Consider the following 12964-nt stretch of genomic DNA (forward strand, 5'->3'; position numbering starts at 1 on the left):
CAGCTCTGGGTTACTTAATAGTTGGGTCCGTTGAGCTCGGGTCAATGGGTCATGCGCGTTGGGGAGCGCCGACTCACGAGCACACTCAGGGCAGGTACTCTCTCCGGCGCCAATGGCGCCGGTGGGGTTCTTCATGCCCCCAATGGTGAATCAGTGGACTCATGAGGAGGAACCCATGCGTGGTGCCAAGAGCGCCAAGTGGGTCGCGGGGGCAATTGTCGTCGCGCTGGCTGCTACTGCCTGCGGCGGCAGCGACAACGACAGCAACGAAGACGGTGCGGGCGCTACCGACCCGAAGGGAATCTTCTCGGTCGACGTCGGCGAGCCGCAGAACCCCCTGCAGCCGGCCAACGCGAAGGAGTCGAACGGGTCCAAGGTGATCCGTGCGCTCTTCTCCCAGCTCGTCGACTTCGACGACGAGGGCAAGGTCATCCTCGAGAACGCCGAGTCGATCGACAGCACCGACAACAAGACCTGGACCGTCAAGCTCAAGGACGGCTGGAAGTTCCACAATGGCGAGGCCGTGACCGCCAAGTCCTATGTGGACGCCTGGAACTGGGCCGCCAACATCAAGAACAACCAGACGAACAGCTTCTGGTTCGCCGACATCAAGGGCTTCGCGGACGTCCACCCGGAAAAGGGTGACCCGAAGGCCGAGACCATGTCGGGTCTGAAGGTCGTCGACGACAAGACCTTCACCATCGAGCTGTCCTCGTCGATTCCGTACTTCGAGTACAAGCTCGGCTATGACGTCTGGTCCCCGCTCCCCTCCGGCTTCTTCAAGGACCCCGAGGGCTACGGCGAGAAGCCGGTCGGCAACGGCCCCTACCAGTTCGTCTCGTGGGAGCACAAGAAGCAGATCGAGGTCAAGACCTACGCCGACTACCAGGGCGACGACAAGCCCAAGAACGGCGGTGTGATCTTCAAGAACTACACCACCGTCGAGGCCGGTTACCAGGATCTGCTCTCCAACAACCTGGACATCATCCGCCAGATCGGCCCGAAGGACCTGCCCAAGCGCAAGTCCGACCTGGGTGACCGCGCGATCGACCAGGACTACAACGCCGTCCAGTCCATCGTCCCGGTCCGCTACGTCAAGCAGTGGAAGGACATCGACCCCAAGGTCCTGCAGGGCCTGTCGATGGCGATCGACCGCGACACCATCACCAAGACGGTCCTCAACGGCACCCGTGAGCCCGCGACCGGCTTCGTCGCCAAGGGTGTCGCCGGCTACGACCCCGACATCGGCGGGGACGTCTTCAAGTACGACGCGGCCAAGGCCAAGGCGCTCATCGAAGAGGGCGGCGGCGTTCCGGGCAACAAGATCTTCATCCAGTTCAACGCGGATGGCGGTCACAAGGAGTGGGTCGAGGCGGTCTGCAACAGCATCCGCCAGGCCACCGGCGTCGACTGCGTCGGCGACTCCAAGCCCGACTTCCAGACCGACCTGGACGCGCGTGACGCCAAGGAGGTCAAGTCCATGTACCGCGGTGGCTGGGTGCAGGACTATCCCCTGAACGTCAACTTCATGCGCGACCTGTACGGCTCCAAGGCCGACGGCAACACCTCCGGCTTCGCCAGCAAGAAGATTGACGACCTGTTCAAGCAGGGCGACGCGGCGAAGGACCTGGACGCCGTCATCAAGGCGTACCAGGCTGCGGAGAAGGAGCTCATCAACGAGATGCCGGCCATCCCGCTCTGGTACTACAAGGCCAACGCGGGCTACTCCACCAACGTGTCGGACGTGAAGATCGACAACAACGGTGACCCGGTCCTGCAGGACGTCCTGGTCAAGAAGAAGTAATCGAGCAGATCGCACACCGGTGAGGGCCCCAGGCTGGGGCCGTCACCAGTACCGGCGGGGGGCCGGCGGATGCGACTCCGTACTGCGGAGCGCGCCCGCCGGCCTCCCGCTGCGACCGACATGGAGGAACCATGGGGCGCTACGTCGCGCGGCGACTGCTCCAGATGATCCCGGTGTTCATCGGGACGACCTTGCTGATCTTTTTGATGATGTACGCGCTGCCCGGTGATCCTGTGCGTGCGCTGTACGGCGAGCAGTCGATCGACCCCGCACAGATCGCGAGGATCAAGGCGGACTACGGACTCGACCAGCCGATCATCAAGCAGTACCTGGACTACCTTCTGGGCGTGTTCCAGGGCGACTTCGGCACTCAGATCGCCAGCCGCAGACCGGTCGCCGATGTCATCGGCGAGGCGTTCCCGGTCACCATCCGGCTGACCATCATCGCCTTCGTCTTCACCGTCGTCGTGGGTGTCTCGCTCGGGATCGTGGCGGGCATGCGGGCGGGCAAGAAGACCGACACGGGCGTCCTGGTCCTGACGCTGGCCCTGATCTCGGTGCCGTCCTTCGTGCTCGGCTTCGTCTTCCAGCAGATCTTCGCCACCTCGCTCGGCTGGACCACCCCGACCGTCCAGGACTCCCTGGACCCGTCCCAGTTGATCCTGCCGGGCACCGTGCTGGCGTCCCTCTCGCTCGCGTACGTCGCCCGGCTGACGCGTACGTCGATCGCCGAGAACATGCGCGCCGACTACATGCGCACCGCCGTCGCCAAGGGGCTGCCGCGCCGGCGCATCATCTCGATGCACCTGATGCGCAACTCGATGATCCCGGTGGTCACCTTCCTGGGCATCGATATCGGCAACCTGATGACCGGTGCGATCGTCACCGAGGGCATCTTCAACGTCCAGGGCGTCGGCAACCTCGTCTACCAGGCGCTCAGCCGTCGCGAGGGCGCCACGGTGGTGGGCATCGTCACGGTGATGGTGATCATCTACCTGTTCGTGAACCTGATCGTCGACCTGCTGTACGCGGTCCTGGACCCGAGGATTCGCTATGCCTGAGCTGGCACCCTCCAAGACCGACAGCACCGTCGCGGCAGCGGCGGCCACGACCCCGGACGCGGTCCTCGCGACCGAAGCCGGGGCCGCCACCGGCAAGCCGCGCAGTCTCGCCTCCGACGCCTGGCACGATCTGCGGCGCAGCCCGATGTTCCTGATCTCGTCGGGCCTGATCCTGCTGCTGCTGGTGATCGCGGTGCTGCCGGACCTGTTCATCCAGGGCAATGTCTCGCCGCGCGACGGAGATCTGTCCAAGCACTTCCTGCAGAAGCCCGAACTCGGCCAGGTTTTCTCCGCCGAGTGGCTCGGCTACGACCACCAGGGCCGCAGCATCTACGCGCGTATGCTGCACGGCACCCGCGCCTCGCTGATCGTCGGTATCGCGGTCACCGTGCTGGCGACCCTGTTCGGCGGCCTCTTCGGTCTCATCTCCGGCTACTTCGGCGGCTGGATCGACGCGGTGATCTCCCGGATCACCGATGTCTTCTTCGGCATTCCGTTCCTGCTCGGCGCCATGGTCGTCCTGAACACCTTCGCCAACCGCACGGTGTGGGTGGTCTCGCTGGCGCTGGCATTCCTCGCCTGGACCACGATCACCCGCGTCATGCGCGGCGCTGTGATCACCGTCAAGCAGGCGGACTATGTGGTCGCGGCCAGGGCGCTCGGCGCCGGCACCTGGCGAATCCTGCTCAAGCACATCCTGCCGAACGCCGTCGCCCCGGTGATCGTCGTCGCCACCATCGCGCTCGGCGGGTACATCACCGCCGAGGCCACGCTGGCCTTCCTGGGTATCGGTATCACCGGCGAGATCTCGTGGGGCCAGGACATCTCGGCGGGCAAGGACTACCTGCGCAACGCGCAGTTCGTCCTGTTCTTCCCGGCCGCGATGCTGAGCGTCACCGTCCTGGCATTCCTCATGTTCGGCGATGCGGTACGCAACGCCCTCGACCCCAAGCTGCGCTGAGGGAGGCGTACATGACCATCATCGACAAGACGGCCGACGTTCCCGCGCCGCGCCCGGCGGACGACTTCGACGGCCCGCTCCTCGAAGTCCGCGATCTGCACGTGGAGTTCAAGACCCGCGACGGCGTCGCCAAGGCCGTCAACGGCGTGAACTACACCGTCAGCGCGGGCGAGACCCTAGCCGTGCTCGGTGAGTCCGGCTCCGGCAAGTCCGTGACCGCGCAGGCGATCATGGGCATCCTCGACATGCCGCCGGGGCGGATCCCCAAGGGGGAGATCCTCTTCCGCGGCGAGGACATGCTGAAGCTGAACGAGGAGGAGCGGCGGCAGATCCGCGGCCGGAAGATCGCGATGATCTTCCAGGACGCGCTGTCCTCCCTCAACCCGGTGCTCTCCGTGGGCTACCAGCTCGGCGAGATGTTCCGCGCCCACCAGGGGATGTCCAAGAAGGACGCCAAGGCGAAGGCGATCGAGCTGATGGACCGGGTACGCATCCCGGCCGCGGCCGCACGCGTGGGCGACTATCCCCACCAGTTCTCCGGCGGTATGCGCCAGCGCATCATGATCGCCATGGCGCTGGCCCTGGAGCCGGACCTGATCATCGCCGACGAGCCGACCACCGCGCTGGACGTGACGGTCCAGGCCCAGGTGATGGACCTGCTCGCGGAACTCCAGCGCGAGTACAACATGGGCCTGATCCTGATCACCCACGACCTGGGTGTCGTCGCGGACGTCGCCGACAAGATCGCCGTGATGTACGCGGGCCGGATCGTCGAGACCGCCCCGGTGCACGAGCTCTACAAGCGCCCCGCGCACCCCTACACCCGCGGCCTGCTCGACTCCATCCCGCGCCTGGACCAGAAGGGCCAGGAGCTGTATGCGATCAAGGGTCTGCCGCCCAACCTGACCCGCATCCCGTCCGGTTGTGCCTTCAACCCGCGCTGCCCCAAGGCGCAGGACATCTGCCGTACGGACATTCCGCAGCTGTTCTCGGTCACCGAGCGGGACGGCGGCGAGCTGGTCGGCCGCGGCAGCGCGTGCCACTTCTGGGAGGAGACGATCCATGGCTGAGCTCAAGAAGACCGACGAGCCGCAGGACGCCGCGGACGCGACTCCTCAGATCTCCGAGGTGGACGTCGTCGACGCCCACTCCGAGACGGAAGCGGTCGCCGCCATCGAGGCCCCCGTCGAGCGCGGTGAGCCGATCCTTCAGGTGCGCAACCTGGTCAAGCACTTCCCGCTGACCCAGGGCATCCTGTTCAAACGGCAGATCGGCGCGGTCAAGGCCGTGGACGGGGTCTCCTTCGACCTCCACCAGGGCGAGACTCTGGGCATCGTCGGTGAGTCCGGCTGCGGCAAATCGACCGTGGCCAGGCTGCTGATGACCTTGGAGACCGCGACCGCGGGCGAGGTCTTCTACAAGGGCCAGGACATCACCAAGCTGTCCGGGCGCGCGCTGAAGGCCGTACGCCGCAACATCCAGATGGTGTTCCAGGACCCGTACACCTCCCTGAACCCCCGGATGACGGTCGGCGACATCATCGGCGAGACCTTCGAGATCCACCCCGAGGTGGCCCCGAAGGGCGAGCGTCGCCGCAAGGTGCAGGATCTGCTGGACGTCGTCGGGCTCAACCCGGAGTACATCAACCGGTACCCGCACCAGTTCTCCGGCGGTCAGCGCCAGCGCATCGGCATCGCCCGCGGCCTCGCGCTCAACCCCGAGATCATCATCTGCGACGAGCCGGTGTCGGCCCTGGACGTCTCCGTCCAGGCGCAGGTCATCAACCTGATGGAGAAGCTCCAGGACGAGTTCAACCTGTCCTACATCTTCATCGCCCACGACCTGTCGATCGTCCGGCACATCTCCGACCGGGTCGGCGTGATGTACCTCGGCAAGATCGCAGAGATCGGCACGGACACGCAGATCTACGATCACCCGACGCACCCGTACACCCAGGCGCTGCTGTCGGCGGTTCCGGTGCCGGACCCGGACGCGCGCGAGGGCCGCGAGCGGATCATCCTCACCGGCGATGTGCCGTCCCCGGCGAACCCGCCGTCCGGCTGCCGCTTCCGCACTCGCTGCTGGAAGGCCCAGGACAAGTGTGCCGAGGAGGTCCCGCTCCTAGCGGTTCCCGAGAGCTTCAAGGGCTTGGACTCCCCGGTGGCGCACGAGTCGGCGTGCCACTTCGCGGAGGAGAAGGACGTCGTGCACGCCGTCTGATGTGTGATCCGCGGGTTCGTACGACCTGGCTGGTTCCCGGCATTGTCACTTGATGCCGGGAGCCGGCCTTTTCCGATATGTGCGGCTATGCGCGGCTGGGTGCGGCGCTCCGTGCGGAGAGCGTTTCGGTGAGGGGAGCGGACGATGCTGCATCACATCGAGCTGTGGGTGCCCGATCTGCGACGTGCGGTGGAGTCGTGGGGGTGGCTGCTGGAACGGCTCGGCCACACCCCGTACCAGGACTGGCCCGACGGCCGGAGCTGGCGCCTCGGCGAGACGTACCTGGTGGTCGAGCAGTCCCCCGCCCTGACCCGAGCCAAGCACGACCGCCTCCTCCCCGGCCTCAACCACCTCGCCTTCCACGTCCCTTCACGACCGGCTCTGGACACGCTGGTCGCCGACGCTCCGGAACACGGGTGGTCTCTGCTGTTCCCGGACCGGCACCCGTTCGCGGGCGGGCCCGAGCACTGTGCCGCGTATCTGGAGAACGCGGACGGGTTCGAGGTGGAGCTGGTGGCCACGTAGGCCGCGTCGACCTCCGCTGGGGCAGCCGCCTCCTGATCGGCACTCCAAAAGAAATTCTGCAAAAATACTTTTGGAAAGTCTGTCGGGCGCCCTACCCTCCCTTCATGGTCGGCGAAGAGCAGAAACGCGTTCTCGATCCGGAGCAGGACGCGGCAGCCCTGAAGGCTCTGACGCACCCTCTGCGTATCCGGCTGCTGGGGCTGCTGCGGCAGGACGGCCCGGCCACCGCGAGTGAACTCGCGCTCAGGACCGGTGAGTCGTCCGCTTCCACCAGCTATCACCTGCGGGTTCTGGCGAAGTACGCGTTCGTCACGGAGGCCGAGCACCGGGACGGACGGGAGCGTCGCTGGCAAGCGGCGCACTCCGTGACCTCGTGGAGCAACAAGGCCATGGAAGCGTCGCCGGGCAGCCGCGCCTTCGTCAGTTTGTCGCGCAGGCGCCAGATCGAGCACCTGGAGGCTTCTCTCGTCCGGCACGAGGCCGACATCGCGGACGGGCGGCTGGGCCAGGAGTGGGGGGAGCCGTCCGGGATCAACGACCTGATGCCCCGCCTGACCCCCGAGTCGCTCACCGAACTCTGGGACGTGCTCGGCCGCAAGCTGGAGGAACTGACCACTCGTGATGCGGAGGATCCGCGCGCGACGCAGGTCGTGTTCCTCACCGCCGGGCTCCCTCTCGCACCGCGCGAGCCCGACGCGGAGCCGGAGACCGATGCCCCGGCGGGCATGGCCGCCTCTGTGGGTACAGAGGCCGGGGACGCGCCTGTCGAGGACGCGTCTGCCGAGGGCGCGTCATGACCAAGACGACGTCGGACTTACGCACCGCACGCCGCCGCTACGCCACGGTCTGCCTTCTCTTCTGGCTGCCGCTGGGACTGACCATCGCTCCCCTGGTCCTGCTGTTCACCGAGCGCGGCATGACCCTGGCGGCCATCGCGGGCTTCTTCGCCGCGCACTCCCTCACCGCCGCCGTGCTGGAACTGCCCACTGGAGGACTGTCCGACGTCCTCGGACGCCGCGTTGTCCTGGCCGCCGCCGGTCTGCTGAACCTGGCCGCCTTGACTCTCGTGGGCCTGGGCACTGTTCCCTGGCTGCTCGGCCTCGGAATGGCCCTGATGGGAGCGGGCCGCGCTCTGTCCAGCGGGCCGGCCGAAGCCTGGTACGTCGACACCGTCCAGGCGCACTCCGGCCCCGGCGCCGAACTGCGCACCGGACTGGCCCGCGGCGGCTCGGCGACATCGGCCGCGCTCGCAACGGGCACCCTGCTCGGCGGCGCCGTTCCCTGGCTGCTCGGACTCGGTCCCGACGTCGGCGCCCGGCTGAGCGGCGCGACGTCCGGGCTGGTGCTCCCGCTCTCCATCCCCCTGCTGCTGGGCGCGGCGGTTGAGGTCGCCTTCGTGCTGTACGTCCTGACCGCCCTGCGCGAGCCGCCCCGGCCGAGGACCACCTTGCGCGACGTACTCCGAGGCATCCCGGCAACCGTCGTGGGCGGACTGCGTCTGGGCGCACGCGACGCGCTGGTCCGCCGGGTGCTCCTCAGCGCGGGCGCCGCCGGCGGTGCCCTGGCCGTGATCGAACTGCTCACGCCCGGACGTGCCGCGGCTCTCACCGGCGCATCGGAGTCGGGGGCGGTGCTCTTCGCCGCACTCGCCTGTGCCGGATTCATCTGCTCCGGTATCGGCAGCCAGTTCGCACCGCTCACCGCACGGCTCGCGGGCAGCGGCGAGCGTGCGGTCATGGTGGGCCTCGGCATCAGCGCGAGCGGCCTGCTTCTGCTCGGCGCCACCGAGGTGTCCACAGGAGTGGGGTCCCTGGTCCTCGCGGCCGTCGGCTTCGGGCTGGTCTACCTCGGGTTCGGCGCGGCGGGGCCGAACAAGAACGACCTCCTGCACCGCCGTGTGACGAGTTCCGGCCGTGCAACCGCGCTGTCCGTCCAGTCCCTCGCCCTCCAACTGGCGGGAGCTCTCGCAGGCTTGATCGTGGGCGTCCTTCCGCCCGGCCCGCTGCCCTGGTTGCTGGGAGGCGCCGCGATGCTGGCAGGAGCCCTCCTGTGGATTCATCGCGGCGGGTCCGCACCCCCGACCCGGACGCCCGGGACGGCTCCGCTCGCGCACTCTCACGTGCGTGACCGCACCCCCTGATGCGCTCTCAGTGACGCACGAGGCTCTGCTCTCAGTGACGCACCAGACAGAACGGATGCCCCGCCGGATCGGCATAGACGCGCCAGCTCCGGCCGGCGGAACCGTCGTCGAGTACCGTCGCTCCCCGAGCCAGTACCTCCTCCTGGGCCCGGTCCAGGTCCGGGACACCGAAGTCCAGGTGGAACTGCTGAGGCCGGGCGGGGTCCGGCCACCGTGGCGGCAGATAGTCCGTTGCCCGCTGGAAGGCGAGGACGAGGCCGGACGGCGTATGCAGGGTCGCCCAGTCGTCGCTGAGTGCCCACCGTCGGTCCTGTTGGTTGACGGTTCCGCCGAGCAACGACTGGTAGAACTCGGCGAGTTCAGCCGGATCAGAGCAGTCCAGAACCACGCATTGCAGGTCAGCGATCACGGACAGATCCTAAGCGGCCACCAGAGCGGATCCGCCCGCTTAATCGTTCGACAGCGGAACCGGCGGCCGGGATGCTTCACCCCGATGACTCGAACCGATACGCCTCCCACGTGGGACGAGCGCACACAGCTGGCCACCTTCCTCGACTACGCGCGCGACACCGCCCGGGCCAAGTGCGAGGGCTTCTCCGCGGAGAACGCCCGCGCGGCGCCGCTGCCCGGCTCCCCGCTGATGACCCTGTGCGGGCTGATCAGCCATCTGCGCTGGGTGGAGTACTGGTGGTTCCAGGTGGTGTTCCTCGGTGAGGAGGACGACGGTCCCTGGACGGACGAGGACCCCGACCGGGAGATGCGCATCGCGGTCGACATCCCGCTCGCGGACCTCCTCGCGGAGTACGAGGCACAGAGCGCCCGCTACCGCGAACTGGTGGCCTCCCACGACCTGGAGACGACGGCGAAGCGCTCGATCCGCGACGGCCGGCACGTGAACCTGCGCTGGGTCGTCCTGCACCTGATCGAGGAAACCGCCCGCCACAACGGCCACTTGGACGTCGTACGGGAACTGGTGGACGGACACACCGGTGTCTAGAGCCTCCGGAAAAGACATACAGGACGTCCGGAACAGGGAAAAGGAGACAGCCAGTTGAATCCCACGATCCGCCACATCACTTTCGACTGCACGGGAGACCCGTACGACCTCGGGCTCTTCTGGAGCGAGCTCCTCGGACGGCCGCTGGCCGAGGACGACAAGCCCGGTGACCCGGAGGCATTGATCGCTGATCCCGACGGCGGGCCGGGCCTTCTCTTCGTACGGGTCCCGGAGGGCAAGTCCGCCAAGAACCGCATCCATTTCGATCTCCAGCCGAAGGGACGCACCCGAGCGGAAGAGGTCGACCGGGCGCTCGCCCTCGGCGCCCGCCGGCTCGCGGACCGCACACGGCCCGACGGCAAGGGTTGGGTCACCCTGATCGACCCCGAGGGCAACGAATTCTGTGTCGAACGGGGGGATCTGGACCAGGTGACGGACACTGCGGCAGGCTCCGCCGAGTAGCGCGCCGAGATGTCCTCCTCACTCTCACTCCGCCTGGAAAAGATCACCCCGGACAACGTGGAGGCCGCGATCGACCTGACGGTCCGGCCCGACCAGGAGCGGTTCGTGGCTCCGGTGATGAAGTCGCTGGCCGAGGCCTATGCGCAGCCGGACGTCGCCTGGCCTCGCTTGATCTTCGACGGCGACGACCTTGTCGGCTTCGTGATGGCCTTCTTCGACGTCCGCTTCGACCCGGAGAACCCGGACGACCGTCCTCGCTCCGGCCTGTGGCGGCTGAACATCGCCGACGGGCACCAAGGACGTGGGTACGGCCGCTTCGCCGTGGAGTCCGTGTGCGAGGAGATCCGCCGGCGCGGTCAGTCGCGCGTCACGGTGACCTGGGCGCAGGGGGCGGGCGGACCGGAGCCGTTCTACCTCAAGCTCGGATTCCGCCTCACTGGTGAAACGAGCGGAGACCAGGTTGTCGGCGAACTGGACCTGCCCTCGGCCTGAGGCCGGTTTACGGCCTCCGCCTTCGGTGCGGATGCGTCCGCCGGGCAGCGGCCCGGTGCCAGCTTCCAGTTCCGTGATCCCCCGGCGCACGGTGGTCTCGCTGACGGCCGCTGTCCGGGCTGCGGCGCGCACCCCGCCGTGGCCAAGCAGCAGTGCCTCGGCCGCCACCCCACCGCCGGACGCCGCTGTCCGCGTTCAGATGGGGCAGCAACACCGCGAAACGGCGGTCGACTTGGGACAGCATCTCCTCGTTGATCGCCATACCAGGCCAACGAGCCGCTGACCGCGAGGCAACAGTTTGATCCTTGACGGCTTCACAAAACGGCCAACGTTTTGGACGCGCTGCCGAAGTCGGCCCAGCCCGCGGCCAAGCGCGATGCAGGAGATCTACGATGCCGAGGACAAGGGGCACGCGGCCAGGGCCGTCCGCGATTTCGAGCGCGCCTACCAGATGAATTACCCCAGAGTCGTCCAGCGGATCACGGACGACGAGGGCGAGTTGCTGGCGTTCTTCGACTTCCCCACCGAGCACTGGATCCATCTGCGCACCGCAAATCCGATCGAGTCGACCTTCGCCACGGTCCCGTTGCGGACGAAGGTCACCAAGGGTGCTGGCAGCCGGGAGCTGCCCTCGCCGTGGCCTTCAAGCTGATCGAATCGGCTCAGGCCCGCTGGTGCGCGGTCAACGCACCCCATCTTGTGGCGCTGGTGCCGGCAGGCGCCTGTTTCGAACGCGGCCACCTGGTCGAGCGTCCCGAGGAGGCCGCCGTGTGAATGGCCTCAACGGTGCCGATGACTGTTCCGCCGAGGACGAGCACCAGCGATTCGCCCGCTACCTGCATGAGCTGGCCGTCGTCCGCGACGAAGACGAAGCCGATCTGGTGACCAGAATCCTGCGCGACTCGGACACGACGATGGCGCGGCTCGCGAGGACGAAGGGCTGCGCTGGTGGCAGTGCTTCGTTGATCGCATTGAGAGCCTGGGGGCGTAGGTCATCGGGAAGTTCATCGAAGCCGTCGAGCAGTGGCAGGACGAGCCTCTCACGCAACAACATAGAGGCAAGGCTGCTGTCGCTGTGAGGCTGCGGAGCGGGCACACGCAGGCCCGGATAGTCCGCTTCGAGACGCTCGTGCATCCAGGCCAAGAGGTCATGACGGGCCGGGTTGAAGGACGCGAGAGGAAAGATCACCGGTACGGGGGCACCGGGCTTCCTCTCGTCGAGCAGCCCGAGCAGGAGGGTGAGCAGGAGCATTGATTTACCCGCGCCGGGCTCACCGAGCACCAGCAACCGTCGTCCCGGAGCGCGCCGCGTGAAGACTTCGGTGATATCCGCATTCGTCCCGGCTAGAGCCGCCGGGTTGCGGGCAGGGACAGGTGCGGCGCCGCCACGGGTAGCCTGCCTGCGCAGCAACTCCCAGTCCTCGACCAGATCGGCTTCAGCAGGACGCCAGGACACCGGCAAAGGGTAGGGATCATTGAGCCGCCGTACCCGGGCCTCGGCTTCCCACTGGGTGCGGACGGCCGAAACCAATCCGTCGGCAATACCGCCCGGCATCATCCCAGTGGTGTGCTCGGCACGGTCTGCCCGGTAGGAGTGCCAGGAAACGATCAGTGAGGCCGAACCCAGCACTAGTCCGATCCCACTGAACCCGAAACTGAGCACTCCGGCCAGCTCATCAGTCTCCAACTCACCAGCCCGGACCTTGCCCACGGTCCAGAGCAGCCCCCATGCTCCAACGACTGCCGAAAGTCCCCCCAGCGCCCAAAGCGCGCGCTGAGGGAGCGGATTCCCCCTGTGCATGGCTTACATCATGCCGACTCAGGTTCGGGTGAATGACGAGAGGATTCCGAATTCACCGCATCGGATGAGCCTGAACTCGACGCAGGCGTCTGTCGTACGAGCGGACTCCTCTGCTCCTCTCGAGCAACGGATAACCTCCTTAGACATCACAGGAGGTCAGCCTCCTCGTGTTGGATGAGGCCGACCAGGTCACTGGCCGGGCGCTGCAAGCCTTGCGGCTGCCTGCGACAGAGCGTGACCGTGCGCAGGGTCCCTGAGGCGCTCGCGCTCCTGACCCGAGGACTTCAGCCAATCGACAAGCCGTGAGCGGCGACTTTCGGGACGGCCCTTTAGGGACGTTGTCGGCCAAGCCTCTCTGGCGAGGCACCAACTGTGAAAAGTACCCATGACGGCGCTGTGCGCCGGCACCGTAGCGGGATGAGAATCCGGGGCGCGTAACGGCTTTTGGCCGGTGGGTGGTTGGCTTCTGTGCGCGGGTTGAGTGCTCTGTGGCGCCGTTCG

The 12964-nt window shown here is 67.2% G+C and carries 13 protein-coding genes and 2 pseudogenes; 12 read left to right on the top strand and 3 right to left on the bottom strand.

The features are described 5' to 3' along the window. The first annotated feature begins 175 nt into the window (after window positions 1–175). The 8 genes from ACTWQR_RS35675 (at window position 176) to ACTWQR_RS35710 (ending at window position 8711) form a co-directional block, all read left to right on the top strand. Entirely contained in the window at window positions 176–1804 is a 1629-nt protein-coding gene (locus ACTWQR_RS35675; RefSeq protein ID WP_443231375.1) for a peptide ABC transporter substrate-binding protein, read from the top strand. Between the two features lie 131 nt (window positions 1805–1935). Next, the gene (locus ACTWQR_RS35680; protein WP_443231376.1) at window positions 1936–2865 is read left to right on the top strand and encodes an ABC transporter permease; all 930 of its coding nucleotides are present in this window, start codon (window positions 1936–1938) and stop codon (window positions 2863–2865) included. Continuing rightward, window positions 2858–3826 (top strand): ABC transporter permease, encoded by a 969-nt coding sequence (locus ACTWQR_RS35685; protein ID WP_443231377.1) that lies wholly within the window; start codon window positions 2858–2860, stop codon window positions 3824–3826. Before ACTWQR_RS35680 ends, ACTWQR_RS35685 begins: the two co-directional genes overlap by 8 nt. 11 nt (window positions 3827–3837) lie before the next feature. Further along, the gene (locus ACTWQR_RS35690; RefSeq protein WP_443231378.1) at window positions 3838–4896 is read left to right on the top strand and encodes an ABC transporter ATP-binding protein; all 1059 of its coding nucleotides are present in this window, start codon (window positions 3838–3840) and stop codon (window positions 4894–4896) included. Next, window positions 4889–6046, top strand: a complete 1158-nt coding sequence (locus ACTWQR_RS35695; RefSeq protein WP_443231379.1) for an ABC transporter ATP-binding protein — start codon at window positions 4889–4891, stop codon at window positions 6044–6046. Before ACTWQR_RS35690 ends, ACTWQR_RS35695 begins: the two co-directional genes overlap by 8 nt. Window positions 6047–6190: 144 nt before the next feature. Then, the gene (locus ACTWQR_RS35700; protein WP_443231380.1) at window positions 6191–6571 is read left to right on the top strand and encodes a VOC family protein; all 381 of its coding nucleotides are present in this window, start codon (window positions 6191–6193) and stop codon (window positions 6569–6571) included. Between the two features lie 104 nt (window positions 6572–6675). Then, window positions 6676–7368 (top strand): ArsR/SmtB family transcription factor, encoded by a 693-nt coding sequence (locus tag ACTWQR_RS35705; RefSeq protein WP_443231381.1) that lies wholly within the window; start codon window positions 6676–6678, stop codon window positions 7366–7368. After that, complete coding sequence (locus ACTWQR_RS35710; protein ID WP_443231382.1) at window positions 7365–8711, top strand: MFS transporter; 1347 nt, start codon at window positions 7365–7367, stop codon at window positions 8709–8711. Before ACTWQR_RS35705 ends, ACTWQR_RS35710 begins: the two co-directional genes overlap by 4 nt. 31 nt (window positions 8712–8742) lie before the next feature. Here the strand turns inward: ACTWQR_RS35710 and ACTWQR_RS35715 are convergent, their stop codons facing one another. Beyond that, window positions 8743–9120, bottom strand: coding sequence for a VOC family protein (locus ACTWQR_RS35715; RefSeq protein WP_443231383.1), 378 nt, complete (start codon window positions 9118–9120; stop codon window positions 8743–8745). 84 nt (window positions 9121–9204) lie between these two features. On the opposite strand from ACTWQR_RS35715, the gene ACTWQR_RS35720 reads away from it, so the two are divergent. Genes ACTWQR_RS35720 through ACTWQR_RS35730 form a run of 3 tightly spaced genes read left to right on the top strand, consistent with a single transcriptional unit; the run spans window position 9205 to window position 10662 of the window. Continuing rightward, window positions 9205–9708 carry a DinB family protein gene (locus tag ACTWQR_RS35720; protein ID WP_443231384.1) on the top strand — a complete coding sequence of 168 codons (504 nt, stop codon included), beginning with the start codon at window positions 9205–9207 and terminating at the stop codon, window positions 9706–9708. 54 nt (window positions 9709–9762) lie between these two features. After that, complete coding sequence (locus ACTWQR_RS35725; protein WP_443231385.1) at window positions 9763–10170, top strand: VOC family protein; 408 nt, start codon at window positions 9763–9765, stop codon at window positions 10168–10170. Window positions 10171–10179: 9 nt separating this feature from the next. Next, window positions 10180–10662 (top strand): GNAT family N-acetyltransferase, encoded by a 483-nt coding sequence (locus ACTWQR_RS35730; protein WP_443231386.1) that lies wholly within the window; start codon window positions 10180–10182, stop codon window positions 10660–10662. Here the strand turns inward: ACTWQR_RS35730 and ACTWQR_RS35735 are convergent. After that, window positions 10663–10924: pseudogene (locus ACTWQR_RS35735) on the bottom strand (ISAzo13 family transposase); the annotation flags it as partial. Between the two features lie 53 nt (window positions 10925–10977). Here ACTWQR_RS35735 and ACTWQR_RS35740 point away from each other — a divergent pair. Then, window positions 10978–11436 (top strand): annotated as a pseudogene (locus tag ACTWQR_RS35740) (transposase); the annotation flags it as partial. Window positions 11437–11494: 58 nt separating this feature from the next. Here ACTWQR_RS35740 and ACTWQR_RS35745 read toward each other — a convergent pair. Then, window positions 11495–12373: an NACHT domain-containing protein gene (locus ACTWQR_RS35745; RefSeq protein ID WP_443231387.1), complete on the bottom strand. Its 879-nt coding sequence runs from the start codon at window positions 12371–12373 to the stop codon at window positions 11495–11497. Window positions 12374–12964: the final 591 nt, after the last annotated feature.

It is taken from the genome of Streptomyces sp. 2A115 (assembly GCF_052245575.1).
Taxonomy (GTDB): Bacteria; Actinomycetota; Actinomycetes; order Streptomycetales; family Streptomycetaceae; genus Streptomyces.

Excerpts from the sequence above, each read along its gene's own strand:
- ACTWQR_RS35675 (WP_443231375.1), top strand. The coding sequence starts at position 176 with ATGCGTGGTGCCAAGAGCGCCAAGTGGGTCGCGGGGGCAATTGTCGTC.
- ACTWQR_RS35680 (WP_443231376.1), top strand. The coding sequence starts at position 1,936 with ATGGGGCGCTACGTCGCGCGGCGACTGCTCCAGATGATCCCGGTGTTC.
- ACTWQR_RS35685 (WP_443231377.1), top strand. The coding sequence starts at position 2,858 with ATGCCTGAGCTGGCACCCTCCAAGACCGACAGCACCGTCGCGGCAGCG.
- ACTWQR_RS35690 (WP_443231378.1), top strand. The coding sequence starts at position 3,838 with ATGACCATCATCGACAAGACGGCCGACGTTCCCGCGCCGCGCCCGGCG.
- ACTWQR_RS35695 (WP_443231379.1), top strand. The coding sequence starts at position 4,889 with ATGGCTGAGCTCAAGAAGACCGACGAGCCGCAGGACGCCGCGGACGCG.
- ACTWQR_RS35700 (WP_443231380.1), top strand. The coding sequence starts at position 6,191 with ATGCTGCATCACATCGAGCTGTGGGTGCCCGATCTGCGACGTGCGGTG.
- ACTWQR_RS35705 (WP_443231381.1), top strand. The coding sequence starts at position 6,676 with ATGGTCGGCGAAGAGCAGAAACGCGTTCTCGATCCGGAGCAGGACGCG.
- ACTWQR_RS35710 (WP_443231382.1), top strand. The coding sequence starts at position 7,365 with ATGACCAAGACGACGTCGGACTTACGCACCGCACGCCGCCGCTACGCC.
- ACTWQR_RS35720 (WP_443231384.1), top strand. The coding sequence starts at position 9,205 with ATGACTCGAACCGATACGCCTCCCACGTGGGACGAGCGCACACAGCTG.
- ACTWQR_RS35730 (WP_443231386.1), top strand. The coding sequence starts at position 10,180 with ATGTCCTCCTCACTCTCACTCCGCCTGGAAAAGATCACCCCGGACAAC.